This window comes from Limosilactobacillus ingluviei DSM 15946 (genome assembly GCF_001435775.1).
Lineage (GTDB): Bacteria > Bacillota > Bacilli > Lactobacillales > Lactobacillaceae > Limosilactobacillus > Limosilactobacillus ingluviei.
In genome coordinates this window covers 1-24956 of sequence record NZ_AZFK01000048.1, presented here as the reverse complement: position 1 = coordinate 24956, position 24956 = coordinate 1, and the positions used below count along the sequence as shown (strand labels likewise).

16 protein-coding genes and 2 pseudogenes are annotated in these 24956 nt (G+C 41.4%); 2 read left to right on the top strand and 16 right to left on the bottom strand.

All coding sequences use genetic code 11. The features are described from left to right. Positions 1 to 492: 492 nt before the first annotated feature. The 14 genes and pseudogenes from tet(L) to FC43_RS06455 form a co-directional block, all read right to left on the bottom strand. Positions 493 to 1866, bottom strand: a complete 1374-nt coding sequence (tet(L), locus tag FC43_RS06515; protein ID WP_056955038.1) for a tetracycline efflux MFS transporter Tet(L) — start codon at positions 1864 to 1866, stop codon at positions 493 to 495. A 145-nt stretch (positions 1867 to 2011) separates the two neighbouring features. Continuing rightward, positions 2012 to 3937, bottom strand: coding sequence for a tetracycline resistance ribosomal protection protein Tet(M) (gene tet(M), locus FC43_RS06510; protein WP_056955036.1), 1926 nt, complete (start codon positions 3935 to 3937; stop codon positions 2012 to 2014). A gap of 15 nt (positions 3938 to 3952) precedes the next feature. Next, positions 3953 to 4000, bottom strand: a pseudogene (locus FC43_RS11575) (hypothetical protein); the annotation flags it as partial. A gap of 313 nt (positions 4001 to 4313) precedes the next feature. Next, a complete protein-coding gene (locus FC43_RS06505) occupies positions 4314 to 5246 on the bottom strand; it encodes a conjugal transfer protein (RefSeq protein WP_001224318.1) in 933 nt (310 codons plus the stop codon). Further along, complete coding sequence (locus FC43_RS06500; protein WP_000769868.1) at positions 5243 to 6244, bottom strand: bifunctional lytic transglycosylase/C40 family peptidase; 1002 nt, start codon at positions 6242 to 6244, stop codon at positions 5243 to 5245. The genes FC43_RS06505 and FC43_RS06500 overlap by 4 nt, the downstream gene beginning before the upstream one ends. Next, positions 6241 to 8418 (bottom strand): CD3337/EF1877 family mobilome membrane protein, encoded by a 2178-nt coding sequence (locus FC43_RS06495; RefSeq protein WP_056955034.1) that lies wholly within the window; start codon positions 8416 to 8418, stop codon positions 6241 to 6243. Before FC43_RS06495 ends, FC43_RS06500 begins: the two co-directional genes overlap by 4 nt. 2 nt (positions 8419 to 8420) lie before the next feature. Then, entirely contained in the window at positions 8421 to 10868 is a 2448-nt protein-coding gene (gene tcpF / locus FC43_RS06490) for a conjugal transfer ATPase TcpF (RefSeq protein WP_056955031.1), read from the bottom strand. Beyond that, positions 10852 to 11244 (bottom strand): conjugal transfer protein, encoded by a 393-nt coding sequence (locus tag FC43_RS06485; RefSeq protein ID WP_000723888.1) that lies wholly within the window; start codon positions 11242 to 11244, stop codon positions 10852 to 10854. Before FC43_RS06485 ends, tcpF begins: the two co-directional genes overlap by 17 nt. An 88-nt stretch (positions 11245 to 11332) precedes the next feature. Next, positions 11333 to 11830, bottom strand: a complete 498-nt coding sequence (locus FC43_RS06480) for an antirestriction protein ArdA (protein WP_000342539.1) — start codon at positions 11828 to 11830, stop codon at positions 11333 to 11335. Between the two features lie 116 nt (positions 11831 to 11946). Next, the gene (locus FC43_RS06475; protein WP_001009056.1) at positions 11947 to 12168 is read right to left on the bottom strand and encodes a hypothetical protein; all 222 of its coding nucleotides are present in this window, start codon (positions 12166 to 12168) and stop codon (positions 11947 to 11949) included. Positions 12169 to 12210: 42 nt separating this feature from the next. After that, positions 12211 to 13416, bottom strand: coding sequence for a MobT family relaxase (gene mobT / locus FC43_RS06470; protein WP_000398284.1), 1206 nt, complete (start codon positions 13414 to 13416; stop codon positions 12211 to 12213). Positions 13417 to 13593: 177 nt separating this feature from the next. Beyond that, entirely contained in the window at positions 13594 to 14979 is a 1386-nt protein-coding gene (locus FC43_RS06465) for an FtsK/SpoIIIE domain-containing protein (RefSeq protein WP_000813488.1), read from the bottom strand. A gap of 28 nt (positions 14980 to 15007) precedes the next feature. Further along, positions 15008 to 15394, bottom strand: coding sequence for a YdcP family protein (locus FC43_RS06460; RefSeq protein WP_000985015.1), 387 nt, complete (start codon positions 15392 to 15394; stop codon positions 15008 to 15010). Between the two features lie 15 nt (positions 15395 to 15409). Next, entirely contained in the window at positions 15410 to 15724 is a 315-nt protein-coding gene (locus FC43_RS06455; RefSeq protein WP_000420682.1) for a YdcP family protein, read from the bottom strand. 416 nt (positions 15725 to 16140) lie between these two features. Between FC43_RS06455 and FC43_RS06450 the strand changes: the two are divergent. Then, positions 16141 to 17487 (top strand): annotated as a pseudogene (locus FC43_RS06450) (IS4 family transposase). Positions 17488 to 17988: 501 nt separating this feature from the next. On the opposite strand, the gene FC43_RS06445 reads toward FC43_RS06450, so the two are convergent. Then, on the bottom strand, positions 17989 to 22641 hold the full coding sequence (locus tag FC43_RS06445) for a hypothetical protein (protein ID WP_156648314.1): 4653 nt from the start codon (positions 22639 to 22641) through the stop codon (positions 17989 to 17991). 765 nt (positions 22642 to 23406) lie between these two features. On the opposite strand from FC43_RS06445, the gene FC43_RS06440 reads away from it, so the two are divergent. Beyond that, positions 23407 to 24153: a hypothetical protein gene (locus FC43_RS06440; protein WP_156648312.1), complete on the top strand. Its 747-nt coding sequence runs from the start codon at positions 23407 to 23409 to the stop codon at positions 24151 to 24153. 296 nt (positions 24154 to 24449) lie between these two features. Here FC43_RS06440 and FC43_RS06435 read toward each other — a convergent pair. Continuing rightward, positions 24450 to 24956, bottom strand: a 507-nt coding sequence (locus tag FC43_RS06435; RefSeq protein ID WP_162258990.1) for a transposase, incomplete at its 5' end; no start/stop codon positions are given.

Here is a 24956-nt window from a genome sequence, read left to right as displayed (position 1 = left end):
AAAGTATAACACACTATACTTTATATTCATAAAGTGTGTGCTCTGCGAGGCTGTCGGCAGTGCCGACCAAAACCATAAAACCTTTAAGACCTTTCTTTTTTTTACGAGAAAAAAGAAACAAAAAAACCTGCCCTCTGCCACCTCAGCAAAGGGGGGTTTTGCTCTCGTGCTCGTTTAAAAATCAGCAAGGGACAGGTAGTATTTTTTGAGAAGATCACTCAAAAAATCTCCACCTTTAAACCCTTGCCAATTTTTATTTTGTCCGTTTTGTCTAGCTTACCGAAAGCCAGACTCAGCAAGAATAAAATTTTTATTGTCTTTCGGTTTTCTAGTGTAACGGACAAAACCACTCAAAATAAAAAAGATACAAGAGAGGTCTCTCGTATCTTTTATTCAGCAATCGCGCCCTTTAATGGAACAAAAAGATTTGAATTCCTGTTATAAAAAAAGGATCAATTTTGAACTCTCTCCCAAAGTTGATCCCTTAACGATTTAGAAATCCCTTTGAGAATGTTTATATACATTCAAGGTAACCAGCCAACTAATGACAATGATTCCTGAAAAAAGTAATAACAAATTACTATACAGATAAGTTGACTGATCAACTTCCATAGGTAACAACCTTTGATCAAGTAAGGGTATGGATAATAAACCACCTACAATTGCAATACCTGTTCCCTCTGATAAAAAGCTGGTAAAGTTAAGCAAACTCATTCCAGCACCAGCTTCCTGCTGTTTCAAGCTACTTGAAACAATTGTTGATATAACTGTTTTGGTGAACGAAAGCCCACCTAAAACAAATACGATTATAATTGTCATGAACCATGATGTTGTTTCTAAAAGAAAGGAAGCAGTTAAAAAGCTAACAGAAATAAATGTAACTCCGATGTTTAACACGTATAAAGGACCTCTTCTATCAACAAGTATCCCACCAATGTAGCCGAAAATAATGACACTCATTGTTCCAGGGGAAATAATTACACTTCCGATTTCGGCAGTACTTAGCTGGTAAACATCTTTCATCATATAAGGAACCATAGAGACAAACCCTGCTACTGTTCCAAATATAATTCCCCCACAAAGAACTCCAATCATAAAAGGTATATTTTTCCCTAATCCGGGATCAACAAAAGGATCTGTTACTTTCCTGATATGTTTTACAAATATCAGGAATGACAGCACGCTAACGATAAGAAAAGAAATGCTATATGATGTTGTAAACAACATAAAAAATACAATGCCTACAGACATTAGTATAATTCCTTTGATATCAAAATGACCTTTTATCCTTACTTCTTTCTTTAATAATTTCATAAGAAACGGAACAGTGATAATTGTTATCATAGGAATGAGTAGAAGATAGGACCAATGAATATAATGGGCTATCATTCCACCAATCGCTGGACCGACTCCTTCTCCCATGGCTACTATCGATCCAATAAGACCAAATGCTTTACCCCTATTTTCCTTTGGAATATAGCGCGCAACTACAACCATTACGAGTGCTGGAAATGCAGCTGCACCAGCCCCTTGAATAAAACGAGCCATAATAAGTAAGGAAAAGAAAGAATGGCCAACAAACCCAATTACCGACCCGAAACAATTTATTATAATTCCAAATAGGAGTAACCTTTTGATGCCTAATTGATCAGATAGCTTTCCATATACAGCTGTTCCAATGGAAAAGGTTAACATAAAGGCTGTGTTCACCCAGTTTGTACTCGCAGGTGGTTTATTAAAATCATTTGCAATATCAGGTAATGAGACGTTCAAAACCATTTCATTTAATACGCTAAAAAAAGATAAAATGCAAAGCCAAATTAAAATTTGGTTGTATTGAACCCTGTTACATTCATTACACTTCATAATTAATTCCTCCTAAACTTGATTAAAACATTTTACCACATATAAACTAAGTTTTAAATTCAGTATTTCATCACTTATACAACAATATGGCCCGTTTGTTGAACATTTAACAAGAAACCATATTTATATAACAACATAAAATACACTAAGTTATTTTATTGAACATATATCGTACTTTATCTATCCGACTATTTGGACGACGGGGCTGGCAAACAGGTTCACCGGTAGTAACATGGTACCCTTTTAACTCTGTTAAACAAACACTACGTCCATTTGTAAAGAAAGTTAAATCACTACGATATTCTTGAATACACCGAGCAGGGATTTCTCCACTAAGAATGACCTCATTATTTTTCAATTGAGTGTCTACGATGTTCGCACGATATTTAGGAGCATCGTTGTATGCTCGTGAAAGATATTCCTGTGGCGCATAAATTTTAAAACTAAGATATGGCTCTAACAATTCTGTTCCAGCTTTTTTTAAGACTTGTTCCAATACAATAGGAGCAAGCATCCGAAAATCTGCTGGGGTACTAACAGGGCTATAGTATAAGCCATACTTAAAACAGATTTTACAGTCCGTCACATTCCAACCATACAATCCTTGTTCGCAACCATAGCGTATCCCTTCCATAACTGCATTTTGAAATGATTGATTTAAGTATCCAAGAGAAACCGAGCTCTCATACTGCATTCCACTTCCCAACGGAAGCGGTGATACAGATAAACCAATGGAAGCCCAGAAAGGATTTGGCGGCACTTCGATGTGAATGGTATATTCTGCATTTTTTAACGGTCTCTCCATATAAATGACTGTAGGCTCTTTTAGTTCTATCTCCACATGATACTTTTCTTGCAACAGTGCACTAATCACTTCCATTTGTACTTTCCCTAAGAAAGAAAGTATAATTTCATGTGTCGTAGAATCCACGTAATATCGTAGAAGCGGATCACTATCTGAGATTTCCAAAAGGGCATCAAGCAACATTTCTCTCTGTTCAGGTTTACTCGGTTCAACAGTTGTTTGTAGTAGAGGGTGCGGATTTTCAATCTTTTTTCTCTGTGGCAATAGTTTTGTATCTCCAAGAACACTATTTAACTTCAAAAACTCATTTTGCAAAATAACAATTTCTCCAGAATAAGCTCTATCAATCTTACATAATTCACCATTTATTGAAGTATACATTTCTGTAACTTTTATTTTTTCTTTTTCTGATTCTGATACTCTAACCGAATCTCGTAAATGTAGTACTCCACTATAAAGGCGTATATATGCAAGACGTTGTCTTTTTTTTGTATATTCAATTTTGAAAACATTTCCGCAAAGTTCAGACGGACCTCGATGTGTTGATGAATAAAATTTATTAGTAATAACTTCTATAAGGTTATCAATCCCTATATTACTTTTTGCACTTCCGTGATAAACAGGGAACAGGGAACAATTCTGAAATCTTATGCTTTCCTCTTGTTCGAGTTCCAATGCTTCTAATGATTTACCGGACATATATTTCTCTAAAAGGTCATCGTTTCCCTCTATTACCGTATCCCATTGTTCAGATTCGGTAAAGTTCGTCACACATATATTAGGATACAGTTCTACCTTCTGTTTGATTACAATTTCGGCAGAAAGTTTCTCTTTAATATCCTGATAAACCGTTGATAAATCAATTCCATTTTGGTCAATCTTATTGATAAAAAAGATTGTGGGAATCCCCATTTTCCTAAGTGCATGAAATAATATACGAGTTTGTGCTTGTACGCCATCTTTTGCAGAAATCAGTAGAATTGCCCCATCTAAAACTGATAATGAACGATATACTTCTGCTAAGAAATCCATATGTCCTGGCGTGTCTATGATGTTCACCTTCGTATTTTCCCACTGAAAAGAGGTTATTCCTGTCTGAATTGTAATTCCTCTCTGACGTTCTAAAAGCGTATTATCCGTCCTCGTTGTACCTTTGTCCACGCTTCCTAATTCTGTAATCGCTCCACTGTTATATAATAAGCTTTCTGTTAAGGTAGTTTTTCCTGCATCAACATGAGCTAAAACTCCAATATTAATAATTTTCATGTGATTTTCCTCCATTCAAAAACCCAAAAGGGCATAAAAATCCCAGTGATAAATACTTTTATCACTGGGATTTTTATGCATAACCATAGGTATACAAAGCATACAGATATTCTCTGGATACTTTAGAATCACATGATAAAGGTATTTTTAAACTGGGTACAAAAAACTAAGCCCTCCTAAAAAAGGACATCCAATTATTTGTTCCCACTATCAAATTGACAGTTTATTTAAGAATACCTTGCCGCATATTTATTAACTCCTTTTAAATAGATACTTAAATAATAGCACGTAAGAGCATATTTGTAAAGGAATCTCCAATTTTTTATCAAAGAGAGTACGTGATTACAAAATAGCTGTAATAATGTACCAATATTTGTTATTCTATAATCTTCCAATTACTCCCGTTCTTTTCAAGTACCAAATCAAATTGAGATACCTGCGTTGCTTTGGTCTGCTGGTCGATATACTCCACTGTCAGCGATACCGTGACTTGATTATCCTTACGATTGTGAATAGGATTTACCAGTTCTTGAAAGATGTACTCTTTTCCGATTGGTTTTAATATCCCGTCATTCACATAGTAGGAAAGTTCACTGGCTGTCGCTGTAGGATAGAGCTTGAAGAACGTCGTTAAAAACTCATTGATTTCATTGGTTGTAATGGAATCAACCGTCCCCTCACTTTCAATGGCTTTTGGTTTATAACTTGATTTCTTAGGTATGTTGGTAATGGTCGGATTCTTAACCAGTACCATATTTCCAGAACCATCTACATAGACACTCACTATATAAGCAGAGTGGACGGTCTTTGTATTTTCTCCCTCTGTAATGAGCTGGTCTACACTGTAGGTTACATTAAACTCATTGTCGCCAGTTGGCTCTACCGTCCATATCTGAAATCCTCTTACAGAAGACGATACAGGAATATCTTTGCGTACTGTATCAACATTGAGAGCTTGAAGTTCATCTGTCAGATAGCCTTTTAGACTTTCCATTCGATTATCAATGGACTTATCGGATTGCTCCCATGAATAGTAGACTTTCGCAAAGTTCTCTACAAAATTTTCTACATGATGAGTATCAACGTATTCCTTTTCTATGATAGTTGTTTCGTGAATAGTATGAGTATCTATAGCTGTAAAGTGCTTGAATATCGCAAAGCTGAAACTAAGCCCTAAAAGTACCCACAAGGCAATCACAACCTTTTTATGAGGATTGACCTTATAGACACGAGGTTTCTTTTCCTTTGGTATCTGTTTTTCTTTATTCTGATTTTTTCTAAATTTCATCATTAAATCTTCCTTTCTCATTGTTTGATTCGTCCTGCTCCCACTAAATGCTGTTGCCAGTAGGGGCTTGTTAAGTCGGCATAACCGATTGGGTCGCCTGCATGAAACATACGGTTATTGCCAAGGTATATCCCAACATGAGTAATATAAGAGCCAGCGTTATAGGTAGAATGAAAGAAAACCAAATCGCCAGCTTGTGCTTCCGATAGTGGGATATGCTGGGTCACATCATATTGCTGTTGTGCGGTTCGTGGTAAGTTAATTCCAGCTTTTCCATACGTCCATTGTGTCAGTCCGCTACAATCAAAAGAAGTAGTCGGGGAAGCTCCACCGTAAACGTATCGCCAGCCCTCATATTTCAGTGCTTCGTCCATGATGGCTTGTACCGTATCATCATCAAACTCTGTTGTGACAAGATACTGCGTTACCAGTTGCACATAAAACATATTGCCATAGTTGTATCGCCAGCCCCCATTGATAGGTATGGCTATGGGATTGGGGTAAGACACTTTTTCGCCACCTGAATACTCTTTTGAGAAACTTTGAGCCAGTTCAAAGGTATATTTATTTCCACGATTAGCCACATACCCTAAGAAACCACCACCATAATTGTAGGACTGGATAACCGATTCTAAATCTACACTGAGCCTTTCGCTACTGGCTAATAATTCACTGAAATACTTCACACCTTGCTTAATGGATTCTTCTGTACTCAATGAATTAGGTGGAAGACCGAGGGATTCCGAGGACTGCATAACATCTTCCGCAGTACCGCCCGATTCCACCTGTATAATCGCAAGAAGTATGTTGACATATTCTTCAACGCCATATTCTTTGGCATATTTTTCTACCATAGGCTTATGAGCCAGCACTTCTGCGGAAACATTCACACCTCCATAATGAATATTGGAAATTCCGCTGTCCTGTTCATCTGAAAATAAAATGGCAACAAACAGAAGCAGTGAGAAGACCATCAAGAATAATCCAGAACCACCAATCACTAAAGTTTTCAACTTCATGGTTTCTTACCGACTTTCTTAATGGTGGCGGTTTTGATTGGTGGTCTACTTCTTGTATTTTGTAGTGGTACTCTTTGAACAGTAGACGGACGTTCTTTTGTGATTGGACGTTGTGAAGTTCTATCTGCTGTAGTGGTTGAAGTTGCTGGCTTTTGAACGGTTTTTTCTTGAACGGTATTGCCTTGGCGTTCCACTTTTGGACTTGAAAAATCGAACTTAACTGCTGGACGCTCTTGTTTGGCTTGTTGAGATTCCTTATATGAAGTCTGAATATTAGACTGTTTTGAGGTCTGTTCATCATGATATTGTTCTTGTCTTGTAGTCGGTCTTTCATGAACAGAAGAAGCAGGCTGTTTTTTCTGTTTGACCTGTTCCATTTCAGAGCGACGCTTCGCAATGGTTTTTCGCCTTTGTTCCTGCTGTTCCTTGCGTCCACTGGCTCTGTCCGCTTTGGTTTGAGAAATACTACTGGTTAAATCACGGACATTCTCTTTTACTTTGGATTTTCCTTGATATACTGCATATCTTGCATTGGTCGGCAAATCTTTAACCTGTTCTTTCAAACCACTAGCAGTGTCTACCATTCTGTCTTTGGTATCAGCTACTGTACCGATGGTTTGACCGATACGTTTTCCAAGTGTTGATTTTTCCTTTCCGTCTGGTCGGGAGTGATCTGCTTGTGTCCTTGCAGAACTCCCCGAACCCGACTGTCCTTTTTTACCTGTAACAATGGCAGACCCAGCCCCTAGAGTAGTCATGGAACGTCCAAGTTTCCGCTGTAGACGGTGCATGTGAGCGTGCATAAGCATACGAGGTTTTCTCATCACACGACTTCCCACACTTTGAGAATCGTTACTCTGTAGAGAAAACATACTCATTAAATCGCCCAGCTTGAAGTAGATTCCTGCAAAGGTCACAATCTGTAGAAAAGCAATCAAAAAGAACGGATAACCAGCCGATAAGGTATAGAGCATGGTTGAAATACTAAATGCTGTCGTAATAATCAATGTGATTCCAGCTCGTGTCAAAATGGTATTAAAGAGCTTTGTTATGGCTCGTTTTGACATACCATCAAATGATGGAATCATGCTTAAAATAAAGCTCACAGGCAGAAACATAGCATAGATGATAAAAAGTACCTGCGAGAAAATCATGATTCCTGTTAATAGGAATACAAATATGGAAATCCCAATATTGAAGACAAATAGGAAGAAGACTGTACCTAAACGGTTAATGGTCTTTGTAATGGTTAGATTGGTATTGCTTCTGTCTTCAATTTCTTCCGCAACAATTTTTTCTCTGTCTTCGCCATTGTTGGAATCTGGGCTGGTGGAGAGCAGGCTTTCCACACGGTCAATACCGATACTTTCAATGTCTGAACTGTTGTATTGAAGCAGTAGCCACGGTTGCTGAACCTGTATGGAAAACAGGCTATCTCTGATTAAGTCCACGCTGTCCTTGCCTTGACTATCGGAATGGGGCATGACAATCTTCGTGCCAAGTGATAAACTGGCATTACTGATGTCTGATGAAAAGTCATTGATTTTTTTAATGTAGTCGGGAGCGTAGGCAATAAAGGAAGCCGATAGGATAAACACCAGCACAAAATTCATAATGGCATGAATTGCCTTTGTGGTTTCTCTCTTTATCAGTCCCGTATAGGCAACATAAACCCCAAGAACCAAAATCAAGAGTAAGAGGAATCCAACATAGAAACCCTCTGTTGAAAATCCGTTTGCACTCACACCAGCTAAGGTCTGCATATTCTTACCAATGGAATCTGCTGTAGCGGAAATGAAGTCTAAGGAATAGGCTTCCTGTACTAAGTAACCTGTCGCATTGGAAACATACAAACTGATTGTCCAAATAAAATTGGTAATGGCATATAGTCCATACATGACCTGTTTTCCAATCCCGTCCGACCAGTTCCACGGAAGCCAGCCCCAGCTATTATCCACATAAAAATCCAGTTGATAGTTTTCAAGTGGGTATCGGCTGTATTCATTTGCCACATTGACCGTATCATCTACCAAGCCCGCAGCTTGAACCACCGTTCCCAGCATGGCTAAAAGAAAAATGGCAATCACAAGTGTGAAAGCCACTGTCATTGCCACTTTACCTAGACGTTTCAGCGTCCAGTTTGATTTTATTCTGTTTACTATTGATGGTTTCACATTTACACCTCTTTTCGCACAGGTGGTCTGGTATCAAAGGCATGGAGCAGTTCTTCAAATACAGGGTGGAACTGTATCACACCGACACGACCATATAAATCACTGATAAGGCATTGCCCGTTTTCCAAATCACGCAATCGCTTCTGATTGTTTTCGTCCTCTGGGTCTACACCAAAAAAGGCTAAGGTCTTTTTAATCTCGTTAAGGTCAGTGGAACGAAATGCAAATTTTAAGCCGAGGTTATTTTTCAGTTTTTCATCTAAGAGGTCGTCTGTATTTTGGGTCACGAAATATACCCCAGCGTTCATAGCACGACCAGCCCGAACCAGCTTCATAGATAGTGTTTTTCCTTGTGCTACCTGTAAAAAGCTCCATGCTTCGTCTAAATCTACAATCTTGAAAATGCTTCGGTCTGTATGGATAAAGTCTAAAGCAAAGGTACTAATGACAATCAGCATAGCAACGGATAAAAGCTCCATAGTGGTATATTCCTCAAAGGAAGTTTCCTTGTCGGGAAGTACCAAGTCCGCAACCTGTATAATGTTCAGTTGTTTTTCTAAGCTGATAGACTGCTCCACATAACCATTACTGAATAATAAATGTGCAAAGTCATAGTCTGTAAAACTTTCGATATGGTCGGCTATACTGGTACTTAGTGGCGTATTCTCAACCCGTAATTCCTCAATCACTTTCATCAACCCTCGTACTTCACTATTGGTTACTGCACGAATGGCTTTTCTAAGGATTGGGAAGCGTTCCCCATCACGAGAGGAAATCCCCGTAAGAAATGTCAGAATATCAATAGCCAGTGATTCAGAATCTTTGGGATTTTTCATAATCACATAAGGGTCAAGTAAGCCTTTGTTTTTCTCATCAGAAGTCAGAGTGACGATATTGATTTCATGGGAAATCTCTGGCAAGGTTTCTTTCCATCTGCCACGTTCTGCTTTTGAGTCTACAATCACTGCTTGTGCCCCATAAAGCACCGCATAATAGACGATAAGGTTATTCGCAAAGGATTTACCACCACCCAGCGAACCAACAAAAGCCGACGCTAACGCATTGGTTACTGAACCCTTAACCCCTTGACTGGCAAGAGCAGGTTTCAGATAGACATTGCGTCCAGTATCTAAGCTGTAGCCAACATAAATCCCCTCATTTTCCCCCAGCATTTGAGTAGCACCAAAACCTAAACCAGCGAGGAAATCAGAGGTCACGTATTGAATATAATCATTCATATAACGCTTGCTGGCAGGTAAAAATTCTTCATGTAAGCCGAGCATATCCCCAAATGGTCGTACCAGTTTTACGCTTAAATCGTCATAAAAATCTTTCACTTCATTACAACGACGTTTGAGTTCGTCAAGATCATTTGCTGATACCCTTACCACATAAGACAGCTTGTACATAGATTCCTTGCTTTGGTCTAAATTGGTTTCCAGCTCATTCACACTTTCCAGAGCTTCCGCCACATTGGAGCTGGTTTCATTATCACTTTGCCAAGCGTGGTTATCCAAGTCTTTCAGTTCTTTCTTTTTATTGCGGACAGTAGATAGGGCTTTACGATTCGCTACAATTTCCACATTCATTGACGTATCAATCGGGAATGTAAATTGCTGTTGCTGGTAGTAGAAGATTTCAGAGGACGGGAAGTCCAGTTCTCCGACAATGCTGTTAATGGTAAAGTAAGCTACATAGACGGTTTCATCTTCCTGCTGGATTTTCAAATATCGCTGTTTTTCTTCCACCAAACAGCGAGTAGGCTTAATCAAGTCATAGTATTTAATCAGCGTTTCATTATCCAGCTTTTTCTTTGATAGATGGTACTCATACTCTTCATAGGCAGTGCCTGTCTGTCCGTAAAGGTGTTCAATCAGATAGCCGAAGTCGTCCTTATCTAACCTGCGGATTTTGAAACGACGAGAGATTTTATTTTCTAAGAGCTTTTCCATCTTCTGAAAACGCAGGATTTCATCATTACTCATACTAACAAAATCGCCCATCAGCTTATGGTTCACATCATAGACAAAATCAGACAAAGCATTTTTTGCTTCAACGGTAAGACTTTTCATAGAAAACTCCTGATCGTTGAGAAGCAACTTAAAGCCGATAAAGAAACGGTAGTTCACTTGATTTTCGCCAATCATGGATATTAAAGCGTCTGTCTGTTGGTCGATTTTGTCATAGGCAACCGCTTTGAGCTTGCCAGTGACTTCATTTTTGGAACGCTCTTGTGCAGAACGTATGCTGGATTCTGTACTGATTTGTAAAGCATGAATTTTGCCATCACGATTTTGTGCGATAAGCTGTCTGAAAGAATCATGCACTTGTATTTTCTGTTCTGGACTTAGAAATGAGTAATTGTAAGGAACAAGCTCATAGTAAGCATAACATTCCCCGTCTTTATTCCAGACGAGATTGTTTTCAATGTATTTAATTGGATATGCCATAAAATTCACTCCTAACTGCTGTAATGGCTTCTTGTGGCTGGTTTCTGCCAAGCGTTACTTTTTTTCCTGCATAGGTCAGCTTTGGTCGCAGTGCATAAGCAATGACAGACTTCAAAAATCCATAAGGCTTTTTACCATCAAAAGTTTTTGTAGACATAAACCATGTGAAAGCCACAGGAATCCCAAAGTATTTGAGAAATGCTCCCTCTATCATGGAAAGAGGGGGCAAGTTGCCAAGTATCATCACTGCAAAGAGTGACACGACAAACCATGTCATTTGCGTAAAGGTTATGGGAAACGGAAGTCTAAAATCATTGATAGAATACAGTACCTTTTCCACAGACCAGATACTGGTATAGCTTCGTATTTTCTTCATGTAATCAATCCTTTCATAAAAAATAGGGGTAGCTGATTGAGCCACCCCGTAAAATAGAAAATCTGCCAGTAGTAATGTACCGACAGATTTAATAGACGATTTCAAAAATCCCATGATTGGTTGAGATAAACGTTCCTGAAAGGTCTAAATCCCGACCATAGGCTTGATAATCAATATAGTTTTGAAGACTAGCTGGTACTTCGCCTAAAGCACCCGTTTCTTCAATGTAGTAGCGTGCCACGTCATACATATCATCACAATCGGAATGAATGATAATATCCTCTTGATGTTCGCTTAGTTCTTCAATGCTTGAAAAATGAGTGAGCAGAGCAGATAGCTCCGATTGTAATTCTTCGGGTAATTCCGATACCATTTCCCATAGTCGATTGAGTTCGCCAATGGAAGTGTATTCGTCAACCGTAAAGGGTAACTCGTAGTCATGAATGGCGTATTCCTCATATTCATCATTCAAGCCGATTTTCTCTTTGACTTCCTCAAAGTCAATGGGAAAGGTAAACCACGCACCGACCAATTCGCCCTCATTGTATTTGCCTAAATTCGCAATATAGACTTGCATATCGTCCATATATTCACGTCCTTTCTTTGTAGAGATTCAAAAATCCCTACCGCACTTCGTTTGGTGTACCATTCCTTTGCGGAACATAAGAAAACCACTTATATTCCACAAAAGAACGGTTTTATTTAAGCACCAATAATGCGATTGAATAGCTCTAGTAAAATGTCTTTTACTCCAGCAGCGTTGAAGACTAAGCCAACCGCAATAATCGCAATAATTAAAAAGCCAATCAGTTTGCTAAACTCACGCTTGAAGCCAAGATACAAGCCAATCACAACGATTGCTAAAAGCACCAGTGATTGAGCGTTTGATAGAAACCAGTTATAAAGGTTTTGTCCAAAATTCATAAAAATGTTCTCCTCTCTATATTCAATGAATTTGTATTTGAGTTATTTTTTTGTTGTTATCACGTCCTGTTCTTTTACTGACTGTTGCTTCAAAATCTGCTTGTGTCGGTCTGTCAGTTTCGCATGGTCGAGAATGTCTTTTACAACCTGCGTCTGGTTGATTTCATCAAGTTTAATCGCAACCTTTAAGGTCGGGGCAACTTGATGAGATAGCCAGTTCAGCGTCCTTTGGAAGGAGTAAGGCTCTGGTTTTGTGGTTAGTTTTAATCGTTCACGATTGTTCCCAATAAACCAAGCCCATTCTTCATTCAGTTTCCAATCAGAACGAGGTTTGGAATCGTCTTTATCTACAAAACGGATATACCGATTGATAATTTTAAAGGCGGTATGCTCTGGATTGTCATAGACGAGTAAATCACGGACTGCATAATAGGCACGCTCATTTTTCAATCGAATCTCAAAACGGTTTTTTACTTCTGCGTCTTCAATGGGAATATCATTTTTCTTGTACTGCTCGTAGTCCTTTTCATAGATACAGAAATAAACTTCACTTTGTAATGAACCGATATAGAGGGTGTTTCCCATACATTCCTTTTCCTCTTTGCGTACCAGTTCGCCACTGCGATAGCTTTTAAAACTGCGGAAGACGGAGATACATTCTTCCTGTTGGCACTTTTCAGTGAGTACAGGGATATTCAAAATCCCTGTCTTATCGTTAATGGCAAGGTCAAGGCGTTTCATCACACCGCCAGCCACCAAAACGTCCATAAAGAACTCATACCAGCTTCTTTGTTGTGCCAGAAGATAGCTTTCAAATTGTCTGCACCCACGACCTTTCAATTCCACCAGAACTCCTTTGTCCAGTTCATGGGAGCAAAGGACGAATATGTCGCCTAAAGCATAATGCTCTGAATAAGAATAGAAACCATAGTCCTCATGAAGAAAATAGGACAGTTTCAGTTGTAAGATGTTTTCGACCACCTGCTGTACGTCTGTTGTCGGAAAGCGAATCCTTACATAATCAAACAGCATTTCAAGGGGAGCGTCGGGATTGAAGCGTTCCAGAGCTTCCCAAAGGGACTGCTGTAAATCCTCTGATGGCTTGACTTTTCCTGTTTCAATATCGCTTAGATACTGCCTTGTAATACCAGTCGCAACAGCTAAACGGTTTTGAGATAGTCCATAAGCCAAGCGTTTTTCTTTTAAATGCTGTAACCAAGTTTGTTCATTCAGTAAAAATCCCTCCAATCAAAAAGGCGTATGTCAACTTTTAAAGCCCATTTGACATACGCTGAAATTTTGTAAATCCCTTGTAACCAAAGGATTTTCTAATGTTTTTTTGACTGTTTCCTGTCGATTTGTACCCCCCTGTTAGATACGGGGGGTTAAGTGCTGGCGTGGCTATTGCCACACCAGCCAGCAAGATCAGTCCACACCTGCGACTTCCGCTTCGCACGTCGCCTGCGTGGACTGTCTGCTGTTGGATAACTTTTTAATTTCCTCCAAGAAATCATATCCTTTTGGTACAAGGGGAGTATAAAACTCTGATATGACACTTGTTCCTACATCAACATAGCCACGACCTTTGATTCGCTTTAAGAAGAAATCCTTTTGTACGTCACTGCCAAACATCATGCCATAGCCCATTTCAGACATACGACCTAAAGCCACTCTGAAATTAAACTGATCACGGATTCCGTCGCCTAAATATTTTGCGTCTGGACGTTGACAAGCCAGTATTAGAAAGAAGCCAGCTTGACGACCTAACATGACAATCTGTTTCAGCTTATTCATAACTGCGGTGTTTTCTTTTGTTCCCAGCATTTCCATGAAAGCGACGTATTCATCAAAGATTAAGAAGTGTGCCGGGAGACCTAAGTAAGCATAATTTTTGCCAGTCTTATAGTTCTTCATCTGCTTCATTTCCTCACTACGTTTCATCATTTCTTCATAGAATGTTTCAATGCAAGAAAGCAAGTCTTCTTTTCTATAGTAGACATTTGCCATCACAGAACCTAAGTCCGCAAGGTCAGCATTTTTCGGGTCAAGAATATACAGTTTTGAATCTGTATGAAGCAAGGCTTCAATCAGTGTCAGTATAAAGTAAGTTTTACCGCCACCTGTACCACCAGCAATCAACATATGAGGGAGCTTATCATATTCCCACCATACGTTTTTCATTAAGCGAAGTTTACCATCTTTAGCTTCTACTTCATCAATAGAAATACGACTGGCTATGGTGTCATAGAGCAAAGTATATTCCACATAGGAATCCTTTAACTCTTTATCCGTCAGCTCACAGTACAAGCCACTCTCTAATTTCTTTTCCAAGTGTAAGAGTTGGTCTTGATATTTTCCCAGCGTGATTTCCACCCGTATCTGTATCAAGCCATTTTTAAGTCGATAATACATTTTAGGGAAGTAGGTTATCTTTTCCTTTGTACGACCAGCACTATCTTTAAAGAAACCCTCTGTTTTGACCTGTTCAGATTCATACCACTTGTTTTCAAGTATCATCTTTGCCAGTTTTTGACGGTGGTAAAGTTGTTTAACCGTATCATAGCGAACCCGTTTGAATACAAACGCTACCAGCAAGCAGATAAGAATTGCGACACTGAAACTGATAATTAAATAGGGAATGTCAATCTTATCTGCTTGTGATAGGTTAAAATCCTGCCAGTTGATCTGCTGGATTGTCTTCACATGAAACAGTCCGACAACCAGCAGGAAAACAGGCAGGAGTGACGCTATCGTAAAATGAAAGACTAAATCTTTACCAGATGGGCGAATCCTTTTACCACGCTGTTTCATGCGAAAAAGTCTCCTTTCTACCTAGCGACTATTTGTCTTGTGTCGGTTCTTTCTTTGCTTGTGGTTGAGCTTTGAATGAACTAGAATCCTTTGTCAGCACAATATCGTCTGCCTTGATATACCAGTCAACATCTGCTCCTTGATAGGTGGCAGTAGCAACGGTGTCCGCAATGGGATTGATAAGTTCCACCCGTGCGTTATAATCAAACTCTTTCAAAGGCACGCTGGCAGGAATACTTACTTGAATCATGCGTCCTTGTCCTTTGGATTTTAAGTCATAGGTACGTTCCTTGATTTCATCTGAAACCGACCCGTCTTCATTTTGGATTCTCACTTCACGACGTAGAGCAGAGAATTTCAATTCTCCAAAAGTCGTGTCTTTATCTAATACAATGCCATTTGCTAATCTCATCATTTTTCCTCTCTTTCTTTATTCTTTTATCATGTCGTCAGCATGTAAAAGGTAATTTGTAAAACCACGAGTGCCGATTTTGTAGCCCTCTGCGGTAATACGTGGATTGACTAACTTCACACGTTCCTCAAAGCCGAAATGTTTTTCGCCAGCTTCAGCAGGAAGCACCACCACAATATCATCTGCTCTTTGAACATCAGAATAGAGATTATAGCTTCTTGATAAGACAGTTAGCCGTCCGTTGATTCTTCGCTGAACGACTTTATCCTCGCCAGCAAATTCTAAATTGCCGAATGTTTTTTCCATGTTGGGAATCACAAATTTAAGTTCCATATTTTTACCTATCCTTTCTTTTTTATTGGCTGAATGAATGTTTGATGGTCTTAAAGAGTGGGGAACGACCTTTTAATTCTTGATTTTTTGTTTTCATAAGTTCACTTCCTTTCAAAATCGGGTAAAAAAATAGACACCTCATTTTTTGAAGTGTCTACCTATTAAATATTCAAATTTTATTGGAAGTATCTTTATATCTTCACTTTTCAAGGATAAATCGTCGTATCAAAGCTCATTCATAAGTAGTAAATTAGTAGTAAATTGAGTGGTTTTGACCTTGATAAAGTGTGATAAGTCCAGTTTTTATGCGGATAACTAGATTTTTATGCTATTTTTTTACTAAAAAATAGAAAAACGCAGGGACACCCGCGTTATAATTTAAGTGCACAAATAAAAAACAAAGGGGTCCTTGCGCCATGTCCAGTATAAATCATTCTCAAGAAAATAACGAGTCATATTTTTCAATTGATACATTTTTTAAGCAAATTGGTATAGTTAAAATTATTCGCCAGGTTAATTTCAAACGACATACCCCAATTAACCCGACAGAGTTTATCAAGTGGTTGCTTACTGCTATCTTTGCACGTCAATCTTTGTATCGTGCTAAAGAAACTCCCGCTTTCACTACTAGAACTGTTCGTAATTTTTTGAATGATGGTCGCATTAATTGGCAAAAGTTTGTCTGCCTTTTGGCTAGTGCGGTAATTAAGTGCTTACGTCCCTTTATTGATTCAAGACGGCGGCTAGCTCTAATAATCGATGATAGTCTTTTTGCTCGTCCCTATTCAAAGAGAACCGAGCTACTCGCTCGTGTTTATGACCATGATAAACACGAATTTCTGCACGGTTATCGTGCACTTACACTTGGTTGGAGTGACGCTAATACTTTTTTACCAGTTAACTTTGCTTTGATGTCGAGTAAGGATCCTAAAAATATTCTGGGGCCATGTCATAATCTTGACCGCCGATCTTTGGCTGGTCGCAGGCGTTATCAAGCACAGTCTAAAATGAATCAAGTTGCTGTCGAGCTTGTTTCTCAAGCATTAAAACATAATATTCCGGCTCAATATGTTCTTTTTGATAGTTGGTATAGCTCGCCTAAGATGTTTGACCAAATTAAACAACTAGGATTAGATGGGATCGGTATGCTTAAAAGGTCTACCAAGGTATACTATCGTTATCGCGGACGTTTGTACTCTGTTAAAGCACTTTATGAACGGCTACGTTCTGAAAAACGGTCGCCCAAGGCGACTTATCAATACAGTTGTGTTGTAAAAAGTGATAGTGGGATTGAACTACGGCTAGTGTTTGTACGCAATCAACGCAAAGCCAACAATTACTTAGTTCTTGCAACTACTAAAGTATCACTCCATCCAGATGAAATTATTCAACTATATGGTAGAAGATGGCAGATAGAGACGTATTTCAAGGCTGCTAAATAGTATTTGCGCTTTGATAAGACTCAAGTTCAAAATTATGACGGCCTTTGTGGTCACTTAGCTATTGTGATGATGACCTATGATTTGTTAGCTTGGCAAGAACGCCAAGAAAAAGATGAACGTACTATCGGAGACCTGTTCTATATCATGGGCGAAGCAATGCCTGATTTGAGTCTGACTGATGTATTGGTATGGTTTATAAAACTACTAAATCAGCTTGTAGAAAGTGAACCAGTGGCACCAATAAAACAACTTAATGAGACAGTTGATAAATTTATCAGCAGCCTACCACAAAGCATAGCTTTCCAGCTTCAAAAGGCGTGAAAAAAACTAATTTAATGCAGTGATATCCCGCTTATATCAAGGGAATAGGGAATTTTTATGCTCTTTTTTGCTTTCAAGTTTCAGTTATTTTTTGAAACCATCAGTTTTCCTCCTGTCGTTGCATTTAAGAGACTTTTTCCATTTGGGATTATTGTACTTGGCCCAACGCAAAACGGGAGGAACCCCTTACATTTCTCAATTTTCGTTAGTTGCTTTCTAGGAGTTAACCCAGTACACTAATAACAAGTTAACCGAAAAAGTCGGTTGCTGATATTAGAAAAGCGTTGAGACCGCCAATTATTTAGTCTCTTTCCCCCACACCGGGGGCTGAACCTGCGGCTATTAATTATTTGGCGACGTTAGGCAAAACTTTCCCCCACGTCGGGGGCTGATGCTAGCATCATGTAACACCAAATGGGAGTAATTAATCATTTTGCCATGAGAAAAGCCTAGTACCACTTCATTTCCAGTGGACTAGGCTTTTTGATTTGGCTGGATAATTTAGATTTTGGGGCGCAACCGACTATCAGGGAGTAAGTTACTAGGGTACGTTAAGCTTAACGAAGGAAATTGCAGTAACTGATCCATGTGGTTAACAACGTTGGGCGATAGCCAGTGGGCTAAAGGCTGGATCACGGGTTGTGAAAAGGCAGTTTTTGGCCACCGGTGAAGTAACTGTTGAAACAGTCGTAAGGGAACTTCGTCAAGCCGAAGTTGATTAATAAATGCTGCTGGAGATAGTACTTGTAAAAGCGCATGTAGCTCATGCCATGAGCGCATAGGTGCAAAAATGGTAGATAATGGTGGTGTGTTGAGAGGATCAACGTAGATACCATCCCCTGTAACTACTCCATCACTAACCCATCCACGATGATTGAACGACTGACCATAACCTGTAAAAAAGCTAGCTTGAGCGTTTCCATCCCCAAACAGGGGGTTGAAACAAGGGAGATAATTAAAGGGAAGGGCCGCGAGTGCTGACGATGAGGGATTAAGTTCGCCAGTCTGGAAGTATTTGATAATGTCACGTTGGTATTGATAGATTAACCAGCGTAGTTCTTGCTGCAATTGTAAGTTTTGTGTTAATCCCCAGTAAGGCTGGATTAACAGCGGGGTTTGAAAAGCGTGGGTAGTGGGGTAGTTAAACATCGTTCGGTACTCAGGAAGAGAGATGGCGGTCACAGAACGCTCGCGGTGTGGGTAGATTGTAATAGGTGGAATTGTTGGCAGCCCTAAGGCCGGTGGGGCGGTAGATAATTGGTATTGGTGCCAGAGGGTATCAAGGCTGTGTTCGTGACCAAAGAGAATTGGTTGGGTGCGTTGGTAGTCAGACTGTTGCCGGGTGAGCACTAAGGTCCCCCAGCGATCAAATGTATCGTGGACTAATGGGTGCTGTTGGGTGCTGTTTGGGTGGCATTTTTCATCCCCAAAGGTGTTTTGATTAGTGCCTTGAGGGATGACACTAGCTGCATCCCCCGGGGGATTTCGTAAAGTAGGGTCCGCAAATACACTATTTGGCCACCCATTAGAACTACTATTGTGGTCCTTTGATGGATCATTATGGCGAGTTTTTTGATTAACTAAATGGGTACCACTTGGGTGGTATTGTAACCCATAGCGGGTTGGCAATTGCGATACATAAGAACGATACTGAGCACTCGGCTCAAAGCGTGCCTGCCAGTCGTTAGCGCGATTATTATAGTGAGCTACCAATCGTGAGACACTGCTTACATAATCAAGGAAATAGTCGCTCCCTAAAAGGAATTCAGCTACATCAAGGTGCGCTTCGCCAACCCCAGTTAACCGGACAGAGAGATTAGTGGCTTGCTGATAGAGGTCAGTCAAGTACACCATTTCTTCGTGCCCATCATCCCCATTCAAATTGGCTTGCTGTGAGTGTGTATGATGAGTATTCGGTACATAGGCCCGGAACAGGCGGGTGGCTAAATTGCCAAGCTTCCGGCCAATATTGCCATATTGGGAGATTTGTTTCGTGGGTACGGAGCCATCCGCAATGGCCAGCACCATCATAATTTCTTTTTCGGGGTGCTCTAAGGCATACCAAATGTAATTAAGGACCTTTTGGATTTGGGTCGCATTGCCTTCAGTCCGATTATCGAGTTCAACGAATAGTTCGTGGGGCCGGCCCGCGCGTTTGAAGCTGATCATTTCATCTGCGACAAATGGGAAATCAGCCGTGCTGGTGTCAGGGTCAATGGCTTGCCGAACGAATTCCCCGCGGTCGTTAACGGTTAAACGGTGTGTTGCTTGGTATAGCTGCGGGTTGCGGACTTTAAATTGATGGCTAAAGGAAGCTAAGTTGTAGTCTTCCAAGTGGAAAGTGGGATTGCTGATCAAGTCGGTAGGGCGTTGCCCGAATAGTGTGAACCGATTAAGGGAGTGTGAACTGGCTGACTGCTTAATGTTCGAAGGATGACGGCCGCTGGTGCCATTTTCTTCTCCGTTTGCTCCGTCTCTGCTGTCTCCACTGTATCGGCCGCTCCTGTTCGTTGAATGCTTTGCCATGCTTTTTATTGCATCCCCGGGGGCGGTTTGATCGTGGGTACCGCCTGACGCGAATGTGGTTTGCACCGGGGGCTTAGCTAACCGAATTTCGTCCCAAGCCGTTGAGGCCAAATAAGTCGCTGCATCCGCACTGCGACGTGAGGGCCGCTCTGACAGGGTACCCAATTCATCCCCACTGGTTTGGCCAGCACCCCCAGTAAGGGCATCACGGTTAAAAATGCCAGTCTTCCTTGGCGAAGTCCCGGAAGCGGTGAGGGGAGCGTTATGGTTAACATCCCCAGTGATCATTGCCGCGCTGGTCATAGCTTTATCCGGCGCAGGCGCTGAAGACAAGGTTGGTTTTTGTGCTGAAGGCAAGGCGGACTTTTGTAAGGCCAAGATCGTCACCAAGCTGGCTTGGAGCAATTGCTGTAAGACACAATCGGGTAGGGCAGTTGGCGCCACACGGCCTGTTGAGCTGAAGGAAGAGTTGCTTGGGTCCGTGGAAGTGCCCTTAGCATCCCCAGTACGCCCAACATCCCCATAACGATCAGTGCCCCCAGAATGCCCCACATCCCCAGTAAGCGCATTTTTGTGTGCAGTGTGCTTGTGCTGCTTGGAGGTATCGTATGCATTCTGTGCGTCCGGTACGTCCGGTTTTTCCCTTATATCTCTTGCATTATGAGGATCATGGTGGGTTGCTTTTGTTGTGCGGTTACGGGTTGCTAATGTTGTGCCATCATGGGTTACTGAATTAGTTGCTAAGTGGTAACTAGTTGGGAGCCAATTTGCCACCCAAACGGTACCCGCTTGGAGGTCACGTAAACTCCCTAAAGGTAGCAAGCCCCCCTGATGATCAGCAGCTTTAATAGCTTCATAGGAAGAACTGTGCTGCCCAGCCGTGGTTCCTACGGGGTTGTCCAGTACGCCAGAGTGCCCTAAATGCTCCTGAGACGCTGTTTGCAGGCCATTAGGCGCAACGTTAGACAAGGAACCAGCCAACGGATCAGTTAAGCCCAGCGTACCAGCGGCGACCCCATGAGAGTCTAAATCAGCCCCATTCTGGGTGGCGCTTGGGTTGCCATTGTGGTCACTCTTTGGGTGGCGAATTGCAACCCCCCGACGCCACCACCCGACCATCGTGATTTGATTCGTCACACTGGTTTGCAAAATTGGCAACCAGCCAACGTCGTTAAAGGGCAATGGTCCCAACGTATCCGAAACCATGGGTGGCGCAGGAGTCATTACTGGGTGGCGATTAAAATCATTAGGGGTCCCCTGAATGGCATCCCCAATAGTTACTTGGGTAGCATCGGTTGGGTGACGTTGTGTGGTATCAGCAGTGTTACCATCAACCGGCAAATTGGTGTCATTTGTGGGGCGATTTGCCACCCCCGGATTACCCGCTGCACCCACCTGTCTATCGGTTTGCTCACGCGCCAGTTCACCCGCTTGCGACTGATTAGCTGGACGATTAGCCGTCCTAGTCATTCTTACGGATGGCGCTTGGTTGGGTGTCAATTGGGTGGCAACTGGGTTGTTCTTCGCTTGATTGTTAGTCGTGGCATCGTTAGTAGTGAGGTCGCTAGCAGCCTTAGTGGGATCACTTGCTGCGGGAGCCTTAACTGGTAATGACCTTGCGGAAGCCGTTCTTGTTGTGGCCGGTGCTGATTCAAGGGGTTCCTGTGGCCCATGGGTGGCATCCTTAGCCTTAGTAGCCGCGTCTGGTAAATCATGGATAGGATTGCTGAAGTTGTTTCCGGTGGTAACAACAGAATCCGTTAAGTTGGAAGACGCCATTAAGGCTGAAGGATCCAGTAAGTCTGAATTGGCCGCCGCTTGGGCAGTTACCACTTGATCCGTCGTTTGGTCCTCGGTTGGTGATTCAGGGACCAAGCCCAACTCATCAAACGCATCAACGACTGGCCCGGACCAACCCAATGGGTTAACATTATTCGAATTACCACTTGCTTGGGGGGTAGGCGTTGCGTCAGTTTTACCTATTGAGTGACCAGTAGAAGGCTGACCCGCTTGTTTAAGGGCGGGGAGTTTGCTACCAAATGAAGTGGCCCGTGGGTGGCGTTTTGCAACCCCCGCATTCCCGGGCTGGCCCTTCGAATCTGCTGGCATGGCCGTGGAAGGTACCGGCTCTTGTCCGCCCGTGTCCATATTGCCTACCGAACCCGATTGGGTCATGCTCCCCGCTACTAAGGTCCCCATAGTCAGTAGGTGTCTTATTGCCACCCACTGCAGCACTCCTTGGGTACCTGTTTGGTAATCAGTTAGCCGCTTAATAAATGACCTTAAGACCTGTTGCTGGATCACCATTTGGCTATCCACTGGGTTAACCATTGCCACCATCTTGATATCCACTAGTCCTGTAACCAACCAACTACTGAGCTGGTTAGTTAAGGTCGGGACCATGGCTAAGTAAGCATTAGGTATGCTAGCTACTGGACCATCGTTAAGATTATCCTCTGTTGTTATGCGCGAAGCTTCGGCTGGGGATGCTACTGGGTTTACCGTTGCCGTTACGATCTCATTCACTGCTTTCAACAAGCTTACCGGCACACACGCCATGTATTGCTGTTTTCCCTTGGCCAAACGCTGGCTTTCTTGCCCACCGGGCTCTTCTTTTTTTCTTCTCATCAGCATGTCTACAACCCCGTGGGGCACCGCCCCCAACGGGGTTCTACAAGAGGAAGGGCCGGCACCGTCCGGCCCTTCCTCGCCACCTGAACTAAAGTTGATAGCAGTGTTTAGATAAGGATTGGCTAAGGTTATGGTTTGCTTGTTAAAAGGGGATGTATAGGCAATGGTATCAGTACCTAAAGTGTGATGTTTAAAGCTGGCAGCATATAAGCCTTGTACAACAACCTCAATAGCTTGTAAGTTATGAGAGTTGACACTAACAGTATCAACAGCAAGCTCTTCAGCGCTTAAATAAGCATGTTTTAAAATGAATGCCTTGCCATTATCAGTTAGAGAATAAGCAGTGTATAAAATGCCACTCTTCTTACTAGAGGGGCTTTTTTCGTGTTTCTTAAGGATTCCACCATAACTGCACCATTCCCTTAAAATAGAGCGTGTAAAGGTAGTTGGGTAATGTACACAAACAGACCACAGCATATCTAGTTGCTGGTCAGTTACAAAACCCAAGTGTCCAATTAGAGTTAACAAGCGCATATGATTGGTCAAAAGATTAATTGGGGTTTTATGTTTAGGAGCTACAAATTGAAACATTATTTCACCTCAAATCAGATTGTTATATAGCTATAAAGTAGCACTTCAAGAAAGAGTTGGGGTGGAATGCTTAGATTGCTGAAAAATGGGCAAATTCTAAGAACCGTGTTGAACATATAAGCCAGCTAATCAGACTTAGGTTATTAGTTCAAAGAAAAAGTTCACAGGAGGGTGCAAAATGGACGAAGAAAAAAGAAAGCAGCTCAATTAAGAGGAATTAAAGCGGCTAACAGCGTGCTCAATACACTGAGTAACGCAACTCACTATCGCAGTTACCATGCTTATCAACGATCAATGCGTTGGTTAGGTCGTTATTTAGGTTTAATCATCTGCTTTGCCTGTTTGACTGTTATCCCACCAGTTGCTAAGAAAATGCCGGGTTTGGTTACGATTGTCATCTTAATGATGCTGAGTTACCTGCTTGGTTACTACTGGATTATGGCAAAGTCAAAATCACTAAAAGCTGATTCCCATCAAGCCATGTTAATGATGGCCATGAATGGAGTGGAACTTGAGCGGTGGTACATTTACGATGGGATTTTCGATGCCCCTGATCAAGAATCACTAGAATTAGTCTTCTTTACTGAACGCAGTTTTATCGTTAACGTGTGGTACTTAATTCGTCACAAAAAGCAAACTCTGCCCATTGCTTCTGCTGATTTAGCCGATTTAAAGAAATATGTAGAAGGTCTATCACGTGTTAGCAGGGAAGATTATCGATATGTAGCCTATGCCACTGTTACCGATGAAATGATTAACTCATTAAACGCTGAGGGAATCCAAACAATAGAAATACCAAATAAATATCGCACAAGACCCGGCCGCTGGGATTACGCCGTTGGGGTGGGTGATTGGAAAGCTGCTTTATGGAACCATCCACGCACCTTCAAGGCTGTAGAGCTGACTAATCAAAACTAGGAAAAGTACCTCGAGATGATATTTTTCTATCGACAAATCATAGTTAACTTGCTATCCTTAAGGTATAAAGATTGATTATATTTGATCTTTTGGATAGCTATGTAGTTATTCGGTTTTGTGTCGTTTCCCTGTGTTGGGGATGTTGTTTTTTGTGTTGTTAGTAGGTGTATACCTACGATGTATTATTTAGGTAGGTAAATCGAAAGAGGACGACTAAGTGTATTTGCGGTTCTTCGTCAACTGGTACTGATGAACTTTTAGAAGAATAATTGGTCTACCCCCACAGCTGCCTTTTTTCAGGCAGCTGTTTTGACGTTAAAATATGGTGATTTAGCGACTAGTAGAATTCGAAGTCGGAAATTGGGGAAGCTCCGGAAACCAAAGGCAACTCGTTTGATCGTTTTGATGACGTTGTTCGTCCCTTCTAACGAGCCATTATTGTAAGGTTGTTCAAAACTACGCTCGATTTCTTCACGGTGATTCCGTAGCGTGCGTTGAGCCTTTTGACAAGGTTTAGGCAAAGCTGTCAACTTGGTTTTTAATAACTCTGCCAAGACTTCTGAACTTTGAAAATGAAGGGCACACAACAGTTGTTGGTAGTAACCATACGCCGTACTAAGCGCATCACTCGTAGCGGTCAGCCAATCGATCACTTCACGTTCATTCAACTGGGCACCACCAAAACCTATTCGCCGCTTAAAATCGTGCCAGTTGAGTTTGGCCGCATCCTTAACCAATAAACGCCAGTAGCGTTTTAAAGCGCGGGCCAGCTTATCCTTAGAAGGCAAAGCCTTCATAGTTTG